A 15,994-nucleotide genomic window follows, 5' to 3' on the forward strand; every position below is an offset into this window, starting at 1 on the left:
GCGCACGAGAGCACGACCAAGACCGGCCTGCGCCACCTGAACGGCACGCTGTCGCTCGGCCGGTTCGATCCGGGCACGGCGACCAACAACTTCTTCATCTGCGTCGGCGACCAGCCCTACCTCGACGCCCACCCGGGCGAGCCCGGCGACAATCTCGGCTACGCCGCCTTCGGCCAGGTGGTGTCGGGCATGGCGGTCGTCGAAAAGATCCTGTCGCTGCCGACCAACGGCGAGACCAAGTTCAAGGACCAGCGCGGCCAGTGGCTGAAGCCACCGGTGCCGATCCTCAGCATGCGCCGCGCCACCTGACGGCGGCGCGAACGCGCCGGTCGCAACCCGGGCGGGACATCACGTCGCGCAGTTTCAACTCCACACGGCGGACGCGATTGATTAGTACCGCTGACGACAGAATAGCGAAGGCCGCTGCGGGCGCAGGCTCGGTAAGGCCGGCAGATTAAAGGTATCCGGCTTTTGCGCACGCAAATCGTCCATCCCGGCGCGGACAACCTGCGCTACGAAATCCGCCAGATCGTCGAGGTCGCCAACGCCATCGCGGCGACCGGCGCCCCGATCCGCTGGGAGAACATCGGCGATCCGGTGGCCAAGGGCGAACGCGTGCCCGACTGGATCAAGGAGATCGTCACCCAGGCCGCCGCCGAGGATCTGAGCTTCGCCTATTCGCCGACCAAGGGCCTGGTGGAGGCGCGCGCCTACATCGCCGCCGAGCGCAATCTCGAAGGCGGCATCCAGATCTCGCCGGAGGACATCCTGTTCTTCAACGGCCTGGGCGACGCGATCTCGACCATCTACAGCGCGCTGCATCCCAGGGCCCGGGTGATCGGCCCGAACCCGGCCTATCCGACCCATTCGTCGGCCGAGGCCGCGCACGCCGGCGCCCCGCACATCACCTATCGGCTGGATCCGGAGAACGGCTGGAAGCCCGATCTGGCCGATCTCGAGGCCAAGGTGGTCGCGAACCCGGACATCGCCGCCATCATCATCATCAACCCGGACAATCCGACGGGCTTCGTCTACCCGGAAGAGACCCTGGCCGCGATCGTCGACATCGCCGCGCGCCACGACCTCTTCATCATCTCCGACGAGATCTATTCGAACCTGGCCTATCCCGGCAGCGGCATGCGCAAGCTCGCCTCGGTCATCGGCAAGGTGCCGGCGATCGCCATGCGCGGCATCTCCAAGGAGTTCCCCTGGCCCGGCGCGCGCTGCGGCTGGATCGAGGTCTACAACCGCGACCAGGACGCCAGCTTCGACCGCTTCGCGCGCTCGCTGCTGGAAGCCAAGATGCTGGAGGTCTGCGCCACCACCCTGCCGCAGAAGGTGCTGCCGCGGGTGATGGGCGACGACCGCTACTATCCCTATCTGGAGACCCGCGTCTCGGCCTACGACGCCCGCGCGCGGCGCGCCGTCGAGGTGCTGGGCAGCCTGCCGGAGCTGATCCTGCATCCGGCGCGCGGCGCCTTCTACATGACCGCAGTGTTCCGCAAGGGCGCGCTGAAGGCCGACCAGCGCCTGCCCATGCCGCCGCAGGTCGAGGCGATCATCAGCCCGCAGCTCGGCGAGGCGCTCGACGCGCGGTTCGTCTATCACCTGCTCGGCGCCACCGGCATCTGCGTGGTGCCGCTGTCCACCGGCTTCAACTCGGATCTCGAGGGCTTCCGCTTCACCCTGCTGGAGCCCGACGAGGACAAGTTCGAGACCGTCCTGCAGGATCTACGCGACGCGCTCTGCGCCTATCTGGCGAGCGGCGCCCGCAAGGAGCCGGCGCGCGGCCAGCTGGAGGGCGCCGCCTAGGCGCCGCTCCCCCGCCAGCCATTCGAGCCTGCCCGTGAGCCCGCCGGATAAGCCGCCGCCGCCGCCGACCCGCCCTGCGGAGTGGGAATGCTGCCACCGCGGCTGCTGCCCGTGCATCTTCGATTATTATGAGAAGGCCCTGCTGCGCTGGCGCGACAAGGTCGTGGCCCTGGGCGCCGATCCCGACGCGCTGCTGGCGGCCGAGGGCGACTGAAACCCTCGCCTCCCCCACGACGGAGCTGACGCTGAGGCCAAGGCGTGGTCTGATCGTTTGACGTGGCGGACCGCTCGCCGTCGGCGCGCCATGGACCGGGTGTCCAGCGGATCGGGGAGGTCAGTTTGGCGATTGAACCCAAGGGCCCGTACGCCGACGCCACGAAGAAGCTTCTGGCCGAAGGCTTCGCCTTGAACGCCAGGACCTGCTTCTACGAGCGCGGCGTCGAACGGCTGAAGCTCCGGTGGAACGGCAAGGTCTACGCCCGCCGGCGCGGGCCGCCGAAGCCGCAGGACCCCATACTCATCCCCGACCCGTCCGAAAACGGCGGCGATCAACCGCTCGGGTGAAAGCGGGCGGACCATTTAAGGCCGTCGAGCGCGTAGGCGAGTTCGGCCGGCAAGCCGGGCTCGACGCCTCTGCGCAGCAGCCTGAGGCCGGAGCCGATCCGTTGCGGCTCGTGCACCGGGGGGCCGCCGCTCTCCTCCCAGCCGATGCGGGCGCGGGTCGGCTCGAGCTTGGACCACGCGATCCGGACGACGCCGTCTTCGCCGGACAAGGCCCCGTACTTCACGGAATTGGTCGCCAGCTCGTGCAGGCACAAGGCCAGCGCCACGGCCTGCTGTGAATTCAGCCGAAGGCTGTCGCCGGACCAGGACAGCCGCCGCGGCGCCTCGAACGGCGCGAGCACGGCGCTGACCACCTCCTCGACCTCCACCACCTCGGCGTCGCCGCGGCTGAGCAGGACGTGGGCGGCCGACAGGGAGCGCATCCGGCCCATGAACCGCTCGAGGAACACGGCGAGGTCGTCGGTTCCGCGGGCCGATGTGCGGGCGAGCGCCTCGACCACCGACAGGTTGTTCTTGACCCGGTGCTGGAGTTCACGGGCGAGCAGCCGCTCGGCTTCGTTCGCTTCCTCGAGCCCCTGCAGCAGTCGGCGAATGGCGACCGTGCCGGCGACGATGGCACCGCCGGACAGGAAGAGGCCGAGCAGGCCGGCCGCTTCGTAAAGGTCTATGGCGAAGGATTGCGGGACGCCGACGAAGAAGAACCAGGCCCCGACGATGCTGACGACCAGGCAGGCGACGCCGCCGGTTGCACCGCCGTAGAAGCTCGCCAGCAGCAGCGCCGGGAACATGGCGACGAAGCGTTCCTCGCCGCCGAGCAATGGGGTCAGCGCCGTGCGCAAGCCGATCGAGCTGATCGCGGTGATGACGCCCAAGGCGAGCGCCGGCGCAGGGCCAAGCTGCGTCAGGGCCGCGGCGACTTGCTTGTTGCCTGCTCGCACTGGGTTATCCGCCAGGGGGGGGCGCCGCATCTGCACCTAGGCGCAGATTGAGCCGGCGGTGTGACGGAGCGGCGCGCCGCCTAGCTCTCTCCTGAGCGGCGGATCCGGGTGATCAGCACCGCTTCTTCCCAGACTTCGACGAGCGCGCAATCCGGGAACATCTGCTCGGCGAGCGCGCAGGCGTCGGCCGGCGAGGCGGCGTGAAGCTCTTGGGCCGCAACCGCGCGGCCCTCCCCGCAAACACCAAAGACGTTGAACATACGCACGAAAATCGACCTCGAAGATGCGGCCGAGTAACAGGTTCTCTGACGCGCGGTATGTTCAATAGCGGACAGTTCCGCCCGCAGCGGCGGGCGCCGAATGTCGCACAGACCTTCCGTCGCGGGCCGCGTCAGGTCGCGCCGTAGATCTCCAGCAGCTCGGCGGCGTGCTGGGCGTTGGTGCGCAGCGGCCGCGGCAGCGTCCAGAATCGCTGGAGCTCGGAGCGCTTGGTCCAGATCCGCTCCAGCCGGTCCCAGAACTCGCCGACGTCCTCGGCGGGGAAGACGAAGGCCGGATCGGCGGCGAGCTCCTGCTGGCCGCCGCGGTCGGTGACCAGAATCGGCACGCCGTTGCAGACGAACTCGATCGCCACCTGCGGCAGGGCGTCGTCCCAGAGCGGCAGGACCAGCCCGAGGTCGACCTCGGCGAGGAGCGCCGGCAGCTCGTCCTGCCGATAGCCGTCGCGGATCGTCAGCCCCGCCAGCCGGTCGGACAGCCGCTCCAGGCGGGCCACCGCGGCCTTGTCGCTGATGCGCGCCGCGACGGTCAGCGAGAAGCAGCCCTCGAGCCGGTCGGGCATCGCTTCGATCGCGTCGACCAGTAAGCCAAAGCCCTTGTCCGGCCGGGTGTAGCCGAGGAAGGCGAGGCGCAGCGGCCCGGACGCCGGCTTCGGGGCCGGCGCACGCGCCGGATCATAGTGGCGCGTGCCGATGTAGCTCACGCGGCTGAGCTGCGGATCGAGACCGTAGGCCAGCAGGATCTCCTCGGTCGCCTCGGACACCGACAGCACCGCCGAGCAGTTGGCGTTGACCAGCTCGAGCGCCCGGGTGCGCCGCAGCTGGAACGCGTCGGCCGGGCCGATCCGGCGGCCCTGGTGGAGCCGCGACTCCGGCGGGTCCCAAGGCAGCCGCCGGCCGAGCGAACGGCGGACTTTCAGCACCGCGCGGCAGAGCCGCCAGGCCGTGTCGCGGATCAGCGGGTGCGCGCGGTTGAGGCCATGGATGCCGACGAAGCGGCTGATCATCAGCGGGTCGGTGGCCGCTCCGAACCGGTTGCAGGCGTGGCAGCGCGCGCCGTCCTGGAAGGAGGTGCAGCGCTCCTCGTCGCGTCGCCACAGGTTGGCCTGCTGGCAGACCACGCCGTAGTTGTGGTTGGTCAGCAGGAAGCGGGTCGCCGGGAACTCGGAGCGCAGCTCGAGGACGTCGAACGAGATGCCTTCGACGTTGTGCACGTGGACGATGTCGAACGGCCCGTGACGGCGCAGGAAGTCCCGGAACATCGCCACCAGCTCGGGGCAGTCCACCGCGCGCGTGGCGTCGGGGAACATCAGGTAGGACGGCGCCACCACCGGCGAGTTGACCAGGTCGTAGTAGCGGGCGCCCGGCTTGGTCCCGCGCCGGCGCGTGAACCGCGGCGTCGAGCCGACCATCGAGTAGCGATAGCCGCTGGAGACCACGAACACCTCGTGGCCGCCGGCGGCCAGCGTCTCGATCAGGTTCTCGAGATAGACGCCGACCCCGCCGCCCTCGGACACCGGTGCGGCCGCCGGGGCCCAGTTATAGAGGAGAATGCGCAACGCTTCGCTCCGGAGCCGATCGCTCAAGCCGTTCGTCCCAGGCCTCGCGTGACTGCAGGCCGGACGCGGCGTATTCCGCGGAAAGTTCGTCGAACCGCGCCGCGTACTCGGCCGTGAGGCGGGCAAAGCGGCGCTCCAACCGCTGGCGCCAGCGGCGGTCGCGCGCGCAGCTCATCCGACGATTGGTGTTCGGGGCGGTGTAGATGACGCCCGGCCGCAGGAAGGCGAGGCCGGGCTGCGGCGACATGCGGTCGACCAGCGCCACGCGCCGGAAACACAGCCGCGCCGGGAGATTCCAGCGTCCGAACAGCCGGTTCAGCAGCCGCACCGCCTTGCGCGGCGGATGGTCCGCCGGGAGGTAGCCCCAGTTGGGCAGGAACGAGCGCTCGGTGAACTCGGCCTCGAGCTTCGACAGCCCGTCCATCCGGGCCTTGGTGTTGGCGCTGTTGGCCCAGAACGACGGCCCGGTCAGGACATCTTCCAGCGCCTGGCAGATCGCCTCGGCCAGCGGATAGCGCAGGCCCTCAAGCTCCTGGGTGAAACTCCAGCGCGCGCCGGCGACCACGGAGGTTTTCGTCCACTCGGGGCGATTGGCGATCAACGGCATCGCCAGGTAGCTGCGGTGCGCCAGGTACTCGACCGAGGCGCCGATCTTGTCGTCGAACGACGGCTGCCAGGCCACCAGCCCCGGCAAGGTCTCCAGCGTGAAGCGGTTCTGCAGCGAGAAGGTGATGTCGTCGCCCCGCACGAAGAACGGGAACGGCAGCTTCCTCACCGCCTTCAGCGGGAACAGGAAACACCACCAGGCGCCGTACTGCGGCTTCTCACACCGCTCGTTCGCGTACAGGGAGCCGAGGTCGTTGACGACAGCGTCCATCCGCACCGACTGGGCGCCATAGGACGCGATCCTGCCGCCCAGCTCGTACTGACGCTCGGGGGCGTGCAGGTAGTGCATGGCCCCGGCGAACGCCAGGCGCGGATCGCCAGCGTAGCGCAGCACCGCCGTGGCGCGCAGCAGCGCCTCGGGGTGGCAGTAGGCGTCGTCGTCCATGAACAGAGCGTGGGTGAAGCCGCCCGCGTCCTGCGCCTCCAGCAGGCCGCGGGTGAACCCGCCCGCCCCGCCGAGGTTCGGCGAGTCCACCACGGTGGTGTTGCGATAGCGACGCGCAAACTCGAGGTTGCGCGCGTTGTCGACGACGAAGACGTGGTAGTCGAGCTCGCTCTCATCGAGCGCCTCGAGCTCGCCGACCTGCTCCTCGACCTCCTCGGGCCGGTTGAAGGTGGTGATGACCACCGCCGCGCGGACGGCGTTCACCGGGCGGGCGCGGGTGACGATCGCGATCTCTTCAAGCTCGGTGGGATCGTCGGCGTCGAGTAGGAAGAACAGCAGGTCGGAATAGCCGAGGTGCGGCGGCAGCGGGACCCAGACCGCCGCGGTCCCATCCGCCGGCTCGAGGGCGGTGGACGACACCAGCCGGGTCGTGATGCCGTCGAAGGTCAGGATCGAAAAGCGGGCCGCGCCGCCGCGGTACTTCACCCGCACGGTCAGCGCCGAAACCCCGGTCAGCGCCACCCACTTCTTGTGGGCGAAGACGTTGAGCAGCCGGTCGAAGCGGATCCAGCCGCCGGCCTCCAGCCTCACCGTCTGCCGCGCGTCGTCCCAGGTCGCCTCATGCCAACCGGCGTAGAGCCATTTGCGGTCGACGTGCACGCCCAGCGGATAGGCCAGCCGCCAGACCACCGTTTCCGGTCCCGCGCCAGCCAGCGGAGCAATAACGGATCGCATGCCTGTCGCCCCACAACAGCGTAGTCCGCACAAACTGGCGCCGCGTAAAAATTGTCGTCAAGCCCGCAACAATTAACGCACTTATCAAATGAGAGACCCTCGCGGAATTTGCTCTTGTTGATCGCCGGAGGATGCCGGAGCTTGGCGGCGCTTACTTTGCATGGTGATGCGAAAAGGGGACGGACTTGCTATCCAAAATCGTTGGTCTCGAGCCGGTGAGCGCCAGGAAGACGGACATCGGCGAGAGCGTCATCCCGCATGACGCCGCGGTCCGCTACGACATCGACAAGGGGTTGGCCGCGGTTCAGCGGATCCTCAACTCGACCGACGCCGAGTTCGAGAGCCGCGCCTTCATCCTCGACTGCATCCGCGAGTACGGCCTCGCCTTCCGCACCTGGCCGGAGTTCTCGCGCTATACCGGGTGGAAGAACGGCAGCGAGTTCGGCCTGCTGCAGGTCCCGACCGAGTTCGCCGACTTCGCCATGTACGCGGCCACGCTCGACCTCGCCAACGCGGTCGAGATCGGCGTGTGGACCGGCGGGTCGTCCTACCTGCTGGCGGCGATCCTGACGCGGCGGCGGCCCGACTTCGTCTACCACATGGTCGACATCCAGAACGCGCTGGTCGGCCTGGCGGATTTCGCGAAGATCCTGCGGCTCGAGCCGCACATTCCGAACACCAGCGCCGACCTGCTCGGCCAGACCTTCGACCTGGTCTTCATCGACGGCGACCACTCCTACGACGGTGCGCTGAAGGACTACGTCAATCTGGGCCGGCATTGCGGCAAGGCCGTCGCCTTCCACGACATCCGCGCGAGCGAGTACGACAGCCTCAACGGCGGCACGATCCGGATGTGGCGCGAGTTCCGCGACACCGCGGTCGGCGAGATGCGGATCCTGCAGTTCACCCACGACACCCATCCCTGGATGGGCATCGGGCTGGGGGTGCGCTGCTAAACTAGATCGGCGGCGCCGGCCTCTCCTGCCGAGCCGCCGACCCGCTAGGGCATGCTCGCGCCGCCGTTCGGGCGCAGCACCTGGCCGGTGACGAACCGGCTAGCGTCCGAGGCCAGGTAGAGCATCGCCAGCCCGACGTCGCGCGGCACGCCGGTCAGGCCCAGCGGCGAGGCCTTGGCCCGGTCGCGCAGGCCCTGCTCGCGCAGCTGCGGATCGATCTCGCCGGCGGCGTTGCGGAAGCGGAAGTTCGCCAGCGGCGTCTCGATCCAGCCCGGCGCGATCGCGTTCACCCGCACCCCGAAAGCTCCGAACTCCTTGGCGCAGGTCCGGGTCAGGGTGTTCACCGCGCCCTTGGTCATCGCATAGATCGAGAACCCGGCGGCCGCGGAATCCGCGCCGGTCGAGGAGACGTTGATGATCGAGCCCGCGCCCTGCGCCTGCATCGCGCGCGCAGCGGCCGCACAGCCCCAGTAGGTTCCCTTCAGGTTGATCGCCACCAGCCGGTCGATGTCGGCCTCGGTCGCCTCGAGCACCGGCATGGTCGCCGCCACGCCGGCGCAGTTCACCCAGATGTCGAGCCGGCCGCGCGACCGCACCGCCGCCTCGGCCAGCGCGTCGACCTCGGTCCGCTGCGCCACGTCGGCCGCGTGCGCCTCGGCGACGCCGCCGAGCTCCGTGATCTCGGCGACGGCTTCGGCGAGCCCCGCCGCATCGATGTCCGAGAGCACGACCTGGGCGCCGGCGAGCGCGAACACCCGTGCGGTGTCGCGGCCGATGCCCGAGGCGGCGCCGGTCACCGCCGCCACCCGGCCCTCCAGGCTGAAAGCCTGGCTCAGCTCGTCATGCATCCCTGCGCCTCCGCCGATTTGTGGGCCTCAGACCTTCAGGCGCTTGGACAGCCAGGCGTCGTCGGGGAACGGCATCTTGCCCAGCTGGGCGAGACGGACGCCGGTGCAGGACATCTTCAGGTGAGTGAAGTCCTCGTACCATTCGACGTCGGCCGGCGAGATCCCGGTCAGCTCGCGCCACAGCGCGATCGTCTCGTCCCGCGTGCCCATGCCCTCCAGGTGCGGGCCGCTCGGGCCCGCGCCGTGCATCGTCTCCGACAGCACCAGCCACCAGGCGAGATCCTGCAGCGCGCCGCCCAGCGACGGCTGCTCCCAGTCCATGACCGCGGCCACTTCGAAGTTCTCGTCGAACATCATGTTGCCGAGACGGGCGTCGCCCCAGACCAGCCCCGGCGGCTGGTTCGCCGGCCAGCTGACGCGCAGCCGCTCCAGCGCCTTGTCCAGGATCGGCCAGGGCCGGTCCTGGCTGACCCAGGCGACGAAGCGGACGTACTTGTCCCATTCCTGCTCAAGGCCGTCGCGCGCGCCGTCCGGCCCGCGCAGGAAGCTCACCGAGTCCAGCGGCGTGCCCTGAATGGCGGCCAGCTGGCGCACGCCGTTTTCCCACATCTTGCGGCGTTGGGCCGGCGTCGCCTCCGCCACCCAGCCCTCCTTCCGGTAGGGCGGAACGCTCACCGCGACGCGGCCGCGCACACGCTCCATGACGAAGAACGGCGCGCCGAGCAGCGAGGCGTCCTCCTCGAACCACAGCGGCCGGGCGACCTTCACGCGACCCTGCTCGTGCAGCGTCTTCATCACCTGGTACTGCTCCTCGAACAGGTTGTCCGGGAAGACGGTGTGGCGCACCGGCTTGATCCGCACGACGCAGCCCTGCGTCTCGCGGCGGCCGTCGACCGCCCAGCTGGCGTCGAACAGGATGGTCTCGTGCGAGCGCCCCGCGCCCTGCGGATAGGCGAGGTTCCCGACGCGGACGTCCTTGGCCTCGGGGATGCGCGGCTCGAGCCAGGCGGCGAGCTGGCTCGCCAGGATCTCGAGGTCCCGGGTTTCCGGCGCAACGATCACACCCACTGCCTTAAGCTCCCTGAATGTTCATGACTTGGATCTGCTGATAGACGCGCAGACCCTCGACGCCGCGTTCGCGGCCGATCCCGCTGGCGCCCCAGCCGCCTGACGAGGCGTAGGCGCTGAACACGCCGCCGTTGACGTTCACCGTGCCGGTGCGCAGCCGCGCGGCGACCGCCGCCGCCTGCTTGGCGTCCTTGCCGAAGACGTAGCCGGACAGGCCGTAGACGCTGTCGTTGGCCATCTCGACGGCGTGGTCGATGTCGCGGTAGCCGATGACGCTGACCACCGGGCCGAAGATCTCCTCCTGCGCGGCCGGGTTCTTGTTGTCCGGGGTGTCGAGGATGGTCGGCTCGAAGAAGAAGCCCTTGGCGGGGCGCTCCGGCCGCTTGCCGCCGCAGACCACCTTGGCCCCGGCTTCGACCGCCAGGTCGACGAAGCGCTGGCAACGGTCGCGCTGAGCGGCGCTGATCACCGGGCCCATGGTGGTCGCCGGATCGGCGGGATCGCCGGGCGTGGCCTTCGCCATCGCCGCGGCCATCGCCGCCATCGCCTGGGCCTTCTCGGCCTCCGGCACGAAGATGCGGGTGCCGAGCACGCAACCCTGGCCGGCGTGCGACAGGCAGACCATCGCCGCCGCCGCCGCGGCCTGGGGAATGCTGTCCGGCAGGTAGATCTGCGCCGACTTGCCGCCCAGCTCCAGCTGCAGCCGCTTCATGGTCGGCGCGGCCTGGGCCATCAGCTGGCGGCCGACGCCGCTCGAGCCGGTGAAGGCCACCATGTCGACGTCCGGGTGGGTCGACAGCGTCACCGCGCCTTCGGCGCCGGCCTCGGCGATGACGTTGAGCACGCCCGGCGGCAGTCCGGCCGCCTCGGCGGCCTCGCCGAAGATCAGCGCGGACAAGGGCGTCAGCGGACTCGGCCGCAGGATGACGGTGTTGCCGGCAATCAGCGCCGGCAGGACCTTCCAGACGTTGATGTAGAACGGCGCGTTGTAGGCGGAGATCGCCGCCACCACGCCCACCGGCACGTAGCGGCGCAGGCTCTGGACCGCTCCGCCGCGCGGCGTGATCCGCTCGGCGAACGGCAGCGGGTTCTCCTCGAACTCCGGCAGCCGCAGGAAGAAGTCGATGACGTCCAGGCCGTGCTGCAACGGCCCCTGGACCTGGGCGACCATGGTGCCCGAGCTGACCGGACAGCCGCCCTCCTGCACGACCATCTCGATCAGCCGCTCGCGCTGGCCGGCGAGGTAGGCCATCAGCCGCCGCAGCACCGCGGCGCGCTCCGTCGCGGCGAGCCCGCTCCAGACGCCGCTGTCGAACGCCCGCCGCGCGCCGGCGATCGCCGCCGCGACCTGGGCGGCCGAGGCGCCGGCGATCTCGGCCACCACCGCCTCGGTGCCCGGATTGACGACGACGAAGCGCTCGCCGGCCCCGTCGACCGCCGCGCCGTCGATGAACAGCTGATGTTGTGTGCGGTCCGCCATCGCGCCCCCCTTCTGCTGCAGCTCGGCCCTGGCCGGCGCGCATGTGTTGTGGCGAAAAAAGCTATCGACCGGCCGCCACGACGGCAATCGATTTTCTTTATTTCGAACATGAGTTCGCTATCATGCGCGACATCGTGACCCGACGGAGCCGCTCGCCATGACCGAACAGTCGAAGGTAACCACCGTTCCAGGAACGGACGTCAGCCTGCTCGGCGCGGAGCACGTGCGGGTCTACCAGGAGACCAACGGCGAGACCGGTTACCTCTGGAACGGCGTCCCGACGCTGCTGCTGACCTCCAAGGGCCGCAAGTCCGGCGAGCCACGGATCATCCCGATCATCTACACGCCGGTCGGGGACAAGTACGTGATCATCGCCTCCAAGGGCGGCTCGCCGACCCACCCGAAATGGTACCTGAACGTCGAGGCCGATCCGCACGTCCAGGTGCAGGTGAAGGCCGACAAGTTCGACGCCATCGCCCGCACCGCCCAGTCGCCCGAGCGCGAGCAACTGTGGGCCGAATGCGTGAAGGCCTGGCCGAACTACGACATCTACCAGTCGCGGACCGAGCGGCAGATCCCGGTCGTGGTGATCGAGCGCAGCCGCTAGCGGCGCCTCACGCGCGAGGGTGCGGCGACCCGGCGCCCGGGGTCCCGGGCGAGCGGGAGCTGAGGATCGCCGTGGCGAGCGCCTCGAAGCTGATCGGGCCGTCATGGCGCACCCCGCCGACGAAGAAGCAGGGCGTGCCTTCGACGCCGCTATCGACGCCGCTCTGGTAGTCCTGGCGCACTTTCGGCGCGCAGGTTTCCCCGGCCAGCGCCTCGCGCAGCCCGTCCTGCGGCAGCCCCAGGTCCGCGGCGATGGCGAAGATCACCGCCAGGCTGAGCTGCGGTTGATTGGCGAACAGGCCGGCGTGCATCTCCCAGAACATCCGCCGGCCGCCGGCGAACTCCGCCGCCTGGGCGGCGAACTCGGCCATCGGGTGGACCTCCGTCAGCGGGAAGTGGCGGAACACCAGCTGGAGGTCGCCCTCGAAGCTGGCGAGCAGGGCGTCCACGACGGGCTCGGCCTGGGCGCAGTAGGGGCACTGGTAGTCGCCGTACTCGACCAGCACGATCGGGGCGTCGGGATCGCCGCGCCGGTGATCATAGGGCGCGGGAGGCGTCTTGAGCATGGCCATGGATGAGCTCCTGACTTGCGGTCTCCGTCACGCCGGGGTTAACGGCGCACGGCGACGGGTGGCTCCAGGCGACACCAGGGGCCGCCACAACATTGCCGTGCGCAGAATGGAGAAGGGCCACGGTTCAGCCGCCGGGGCTCGGCGGCTGCGCAACGGATCGACGAACTCGGGGGTGAGCAGCTTGACGATCTTCCAGCGCCTGCTGCTGGTGGTGGCCTGGGTGACGCTGACCGCGGCGGCGCCGGCGCCGGCTCCAAGCCCGGACGTCGCGCAAGTCCCTGCGCCGGCCGACGCGCCACGCTTCGGCAAGATGGACGCCCGGCTCGACAAGCACGAGGAGGCGCTGCGCGCCATCCGTCGGGCCGCGCGGAACAAGTCGGCCGACGATGCGGCGCTGCGGGCCCAGGCGGCGGCGATCGAACCGATCCAGGCCGACCTGGCCGACGCGCTGTCGACGCTCACCCCGCGGCTGCAAAACACCCGCGAACGGCTGGACGAGCTCGGCCCCGCGCCGGCGGCGGGCCAGCCGCCGGAAGCGCCGGACGTCGCCGAGGCCCGCGCCCGGCTGCTCAAGCAACAGTCGAGCCTGGAGGGCAATTCCAAACGGGCGCGGCTGCTCGCCGTGGAGGCGGGCCAGCTCAGCGAGCAGCTGAACCAGCGGCTGCGGCGGAACTTCTCCGAACGGCTCTGGGAGCATAGCCGCTCGGTGTTCGACCCGACGCTCTGGGGCGACTTCGCCGCCAAGCTGCCGGACGACCTTCGCCGCGCCAGCGACGCGGTGATCGGCCAGACGCCGCAGCCCGCGGCGGCGACCGCCCCCGGCGCGACCCAGCTCTGGTCGGCGGTGCTGGCGGCGCTCGGCCTGTTCCTGCTGGTTCCGGCGCGGATCATTCTCGGCCGGCTGGGCCGGCGCTGGTCGGTCGCCTACGTCCCCAGTTCCGGCCTGCGGAAATCGGCCTTGGCGCTCTGGCAGACTCTCGTCGGCGCGCTGACCCCGTTGTTCGCCGGCCTGCTGCTCTATTCGGCGCTGACCAGCGTCGTCCGCCTGACGCCGGCCATCGACGGCCTGGCGCGGGCGCTGATCGCCGCGGTGTTCTACGCCGCGACCATCGACGCGCTCGGCCGCAGCCTGCTGGCCCCGGGCCGCCCGAGCTGGCGGCTGGCGCCGGTGTCGGACGCCTTCGCCGCACGGGTCGCGGCCCTTCCGGCGATCATCGGCGTGGCGGTCGGCCTAGCGATGTTCATGGCCCGCGCCAGCGTCCTGCTCGATGTCAGCCTGCCGGCCAGCGAGGCCAGTCGCTGCCTGGGCGTGCTGCTGCAGATCCTGGCGGTCGGGTCCGCGCTGGCCTTGGCGCGCAGCGGCGCGGCCAAGCAGGACGAGGCGGACGACGAGGGCCCCTCGCGCCTGCCCTGGGTGCTGGCCGCAGTTATCGCCTGGCTGGCCCTGTGCGCCGCCCTGATCGCGGTCGTGACCGGCTACGTCGCCCTGGCCAGCTTCATCATGGGCGAACTGGTTTGGATCGCCACGGTGCTGGCCTGCCTGGTCCTGCTGATGCGCTTCGTCGACGACCTGTGCGACGCGCTGTTCGCCTCGCGCACCGGCCTCGGCCGCGTGATCGCCGCCGCCACCGGCCTGTCCGACCACGCGCTGGAGCAGATCGGCGTGCTGCTCTCGGGCGTGCTGCGGCTGGGCCTGATGGTGTTCGGCTGGATGGCGATCGTCGCGCCGTTCGGGGCCAGCGCCCAGGAGGTGTTCACCCGGGCGACCTCCACCGAGATGGCGTTCAAGCTCGGCCAGCTGTCGATCTCGCCCGGCCTGATCTTCGGCGGCGTGGTGGTCTTCGCGGCGGGGATGGTGATCACCCGGATCGTCCGCAGCTGGATGGAGACCACCTATCTCCCCAAGACCCGCATCGACGTCGGCCTGCAGACCTCGATCACCGCCGCCCTCACCTACCTGGGCGCGCTGATCGCGCTGCTCACCACCTGCGCCTACCTCGGCCTGAGCCTCAGCAAGATCGCCCTGTTCGCCAGCGCGCTCTCAGTCGGCATCGGCTTCGGGCTGCAGGCGGTGATCGGTAATTTCGTCTCCGGCCTGATCCTGCTGGCCGAACGCCCGCTGAAGGTCGGCGACCGGATCGCCATCGGCGACCAGGAAGGCGATGTGCGGAAGATCAACATCCGCGCCACCGAGATCGAGATGGGCGACCGCTCCAAACTGATCGTCCCGAACTCCGACCTGATCTCGAAGGTCGTGCGCAACGTCACCCATGGCGGCGCGCTGGGCCAGGTGAAGTTCGTCCTGCGGGTGGCCAACGACGCTGACGCCGCGGAGGTGCGCAAGCTGATCCTCGACCAGATCGCCGCCAATCCCGGCGTGCTGCGCGACCCGCCGCCGAGCGTCTATCTCACCAACGTCTCCGACGGGGCGCTCGACTTCACCGTCGTGGCGGCGATCTCCTCGGCCCGGCAGGCGACGGGGATCAAGAGCGACCTGCTGTTCGCCCTGGTCGCCCAGCTGAAGGCCCGCGGCGTCAAGCTGGCGGCCTAGATCCACCGGCGACGACGACCGGCTCGCCGGTCCACTCCCAGTGCCACGGCTCGTAAGGGTAAGGCACGAAGCCGAAGCGCCCGGCGTTGCCGACCAGCCATTGATAGGCCGGCGTGGTGGCCTGATAGGTGCGGTTCGCGTCGGCGCTCGAGGTCGAATCGAACCCGGGCGGCGACCCGAGATAGAGGTCGATCGCCAGCCCGGTCTGGTGCGCCGAGCAGCGGGCGCGGGCCGGGCCGCCGCAGTCGCCCTTCGCCAGGCACCGTGCGGCGTTGAGCTCGGGGCTGCGGTAGCCGGAGATCAGCGCCAGCAGCGTCGGGTCGGCGCGCACCGCCGGCGCCTCGCGGCGCGCGGCTTCGCGCAAGCGGCGATAGGCCGCCAGCGCGCCCGGCCGCAGCTGCACCGGCTTGCCCGAATAGCCGTCATCCGTGGCGGCCTGCAGCAGCGCGGCCTCCGGGGCCCCGGGCGGGCAGCTGCCGTCGCGCGTCTCGACCACGAACGGGCGCCGCAGCATCCAGATCACCCGCATCGCCTCGACGGTGGTCGCCTCGACCTCGCCGGTGGCGGCGAGGCCATGGCGCTGCTGCCAATCGGCCAGGGCGGCGGCGAAGCCGGCGGTCGCCGGGCCGCAGCCGGTGCGGATCTCCTGGGCGATGGTCGGCGCGTAGGCGTCCCAGCCGGTCTCGAAGACGCCGAACGGCGCCCAGGACATCGTCGCGAAGCTCTGCGCATTGCGGTGGGCGGCGTGCTCATAGCCCGGCCGCGTGACGCAGGGCTCCCGCCGCCCTGCGGAGCTGAGCGCCGCGGGCGGACGCTGGCCAGGGCCGGCGCGCCAGATCTCGCGCGTCGCCAGCAGCAAGACGACGACGATCCCGGCGACCAGCAGCAGCCATTTCATCGGAGCTTCGCTCAAGCTTTCATACCGCCGCTAACGGCGGGCCGCGGCAAAGGCTCCGCACGCGGCCGCGACGCGGGT

16 protein-coding genes (1 of these 16 only partly in view) are annotated in these 15,994 nt (G+C 70.3%); 7 read left to right on the forward strand and 9 right to left on the reverse strand.

Features of this window, described 5'->3' with window-relative positions; translation table 11 throughout:
• From ACSQ14_RS19925 to ACSQ14_RS19940, 4 genes are all read left to right on the forward strand, one after another.
• A protein-coding gene (locus tag ACSQ14_RS19925) for a peptidylprolyl isomerase (protein ID WP_436015981.1) crosses the window boundary here: on the forward strand, window positions 1-309 show its 3' portion. It extends 306 nt beyond the left edge of the window; 309 of the gene's 615 nt are visible here — the last part of the coding sequence; the start codon falls outside the window, past its left edge; the stop codon is at window positions 307-309.
• Window positions 310-471: 162 nt separating this feature from the next.
• Window positions 472-1,812: a pyridoxal phosphate-dependent aminotransferase gene (locus ACSQ14_RS19930; protein WP_436015982.1), complete on the forward strand. Its 1,341-nt coding sequence runs from the start codon at window positions 472-474 to the stop codon at window positions 1,810-1,812.
• A 34-nt stretch (window positions 1,813-1,846) separates the two neighbouring features.
• On the forward strand, window positions 1,847-2,026 hold the full coding sequence (locus tag ACSQ14_RS19935; protein ID WP_436015983.1) for an oxidoreductase-like domain-containing protein: 180 nt from the start codon (window positions 1,847-1,849) through the stop codon (window positions 2,024-2,026).
• 125 nt (window positions 2,027-2,151) lie between these two features.
• Window positions 2,152-2,376, forward strand: coding sequence for a hypothetical protein (locus ACSQ14_RS19940; RefSeq protein ID WP_436015984.1), 225 nt, complete (start codon window positions 2,152-2,154; stop codon window positions 2,374-2,376).
• Here ACSQ14_RS19940 and ACSQ14_RS19945 read toward each other — a convergent pair.
• From ACSQ14_RS19945 to ACSQ14_RS19960, 4 genes are all read right to left on the reverse strand, one after another.
• Window positions 2,361-3,314 (reverse strand): sensor histidine kinase, encoded by a 954-nt coding sequence (locus ACSQ14_RS19945; RefSeq protein ID WP_436015985.1) that lies wholly within the window; start codon window positions 3,312-3,314, stop codon window positions 2,361-2,363. The genes ACSQ14_RS19940 and ACSQ14_RS19945 overlap by 16 nt on opposite strands.
• 80 nt (window positions 3,315-3,394) lie before the next feature.
• Window positions 3,395-3,580: a hypothetical protein gene (locus tag ACSQ14_RS19950; protein ID WP_436015986.1), complete on the reverse strand. Its 186-nt coding sequence runs from the start codon at window positions 3,578-3,580 to the stop codon at window positions 3,395-3,397.
• Window positions 3,581-3,705: 125 nt separating this feature from the next.
• Window positions 3,706-5,151, reverse strand: coding sequence for a glycosyltransferase (locus ACSQ14_RS19955; RefSeq protein ID WP_436015987.1), 1,446 nt, complete (start codon window positions 5,149-5,151; stop codon window positions 3,706-3,708).
• On the reverse strand, window positions 5,132-6,937 hold the full coding sequence (locus tag ACSQ14_RS19960) for a glycosyltransferase (protein WP_436015988.1): 1,806 nt from the start codon (window positions 6,935-6,937) through the stop codon (window positions 5,132-5,134). The genes ACSQ14_RS19955 and ACSQ14_RS19960 overlap by 20 nt, the downstream gene beginning before the upstream one ends.
• A gap of 215 nt (window positions 6,938-7,152) precedes the next feature.
• On the opposite strand from ACSQ14_RS19960, the gene ACSQ14_RS19965 reads away from it, so the two are divergent.
• Window positions 7,153-7,893 (forward strand): class I SAM-dependent methyltransferase, encoded by a 741-nt coding sequence (locus ACSQ14_RS19965; RefSeq protein ID WP_436015989.1) that lies wholly within the window; start codon window positions 7,153-7,155, stop codon window positions 7,891-7,893.
• A 44-nt stretch (window positions 7,894-7,937) separates the two neighbouring features.
• Here ACSQ14_RS19965 and ACSQ14_RS19970 read toward each other — a convergent pair whose 3' ends face one another.
• Genes ACSQ14_RS19970 through ACSQ14_RS19980 form a run of 3 tightly spaced genes read right to left on the reverse strand, consistent with a single transcriptional unit; the run spans window position 7,938 to window position 11,289 of the window.
• Window positions 7,938-8,741, reverse strand: coding sequence for an SDR family NAD(P)-dependent oxidoreductase (locus ACSQ14_RS19970; RefSeq protein WP_436015990.1), 804 nt, complete (start codon window positions 8,739-8,741; stop codon window positions 7,938-7,940).
• 27 nt (window positions 8,742-8,768) lie between these two features.
• Entirely contained in the window at window positions 8,769-9,809 is a 1,041-nt protein-coding gene (locus ACSQ14_RS19975) for a phosphotransferase family protein (protein WP_436015991.1), read from the reverse strand.
• A 4-nt stretch (window positions 9,810-9,813) separates the two neighbouring features.
• Window positions 9,814-11,289, reverse strand: a complete 1,476-nt coding sequence (locus tag ACSQ14_RS19980; protein WP_436015992.1) for an aldehyde dehydrogenase family protein — start codon at window positions 11,287-11,289, stop codon at window positions 9,814-9,816.
• A 157-nt stretch (window positions 11,290-11,446) separates the two neighbouring features.
• Between ACSQ14_RS19980 and ACSQ14_RS19985 the strand changes: the two genes are divergently transcribed.
• Window positions 11,447-11,896 (forward strand): nitroreductase family deazaflavin-dependent oxidoreductase, encoded by a 450-nt coding sequence (locus ACSQ14_RS19985; RefSeq protein ID WP_436015993.1) that lies wholly within the window; start codon window positions 11,447-11,449, stop codon window positions 11,894-11,896.
• A 7-nt stretch (window positions 11,897-11,903) separates the two neighbouring features.
• On the opposite strand, the gene ACSQ14_RS19990 is transcribed toward ACSQ14_RS19985, so the two are convergent.
• Window positions 11,904-12,467 carry a DsbA family protein gene (locus ACSQ14_RS19990; protein ID WP_436015994.1) on the reverse strand — a complete coding sequence of 188 codons (564 nt, stop codon included), beginning with the start codon at window positions 12,465-12,467 and terminating at the stop codon, window positions 11,904-11,906.
• 172 nt (window positions 12,468-12,639) lie between these two features.
• Between ACSQ14_RS19990 and ACSQ14_RS19995 the strand changes: the two genes are divergently transcribed.
• A complete protein-coding gene (locus ACSQ14_RS19995) occupies window positions 12,640-15,018 on the forward strand; it encodes a DUF3772 domain-containing protein (RefSeq protein WP_436015995.1) in 2,379 nt (792 codons plus the stop codon).
• Here ACSQ14_RS19995 and ACSQ14_RS20000 read toward each other — a convergent pair.
• Entirely contained in the window at window positions 15,002-15,916 is a 915-nt protein-coding gene (locus tag ACSQ14_RS20000; protein ID WP_436015996.1) for a D-alanyl-D-alanine carboxypeptidase family protein, read from the reverse strand. The genes ACSQ14_RS19995 and ACSQ14_RS20000 overlap by 17 nt on opposite strands.
• Between the last annotated feature and the right edge of the window lie 78 nt (window positions 15,917-15,994).

This window comes from Phenylobacterium sp. LjRoot219, assembly GCF_964252995.1.
Lineage (GTDB): Bacteria > Pseudomonadota > Alphaproteobacteria > Caulobacterales > Caulobacteraceae > Phenylobacterium.

What these genes read in the sequence shown, in the direction of transcription:
- ACSQ14_RS19970 (WP_436015990.1), bottom strand. Translation starts at nt 8,741, where the DNA reads ATGCATGACGAGCTGAGCCAGGCTTTCAGCCTGGAGGGCCGGGTGGCG.
- ACSQ14_RS19980 (WP_436015992.1), bottom strand. Translation starts at nt 11,289, where the DNA reads ATGGCGGACCGCACACAACATCAGCTGTTCATCGACGGCGCGGCGGTC.
- ACSQ14_RS19960 (WP_436015988.1), bottom strand. Translation starts at nt 6,937, where the DNA reads ATGCGATCCGTTATTGCTCCGCTGGCTGGCGCGGGACCGGAAACGGTG.
- ACSQ14_RS19990 (WP_436015994.1), bottom strand. Translation starts at nt 12,467, where the DNA reads ATGGCCATGCTCAAGACGCCTCCCGCGCCCTATGATCACCGGCGCGGC.
- ACSQ14_RS19985 (WP_436015993.1), top strand. Translation starts at nt 11,447, where the DNA reads ATGACCGAACAGTCGAAGGTAACCACCGTTCCAGGAACGGACGTCAGC.
- ACSQ14_RS20000 (WP_436015996.1), bottom strand. Translation starts at nt 15,916, where the DNA reads ATGAAATGGCTGCTGCTGGTCGCCGGGATCGTCGTCGTCTTGCTGCTG.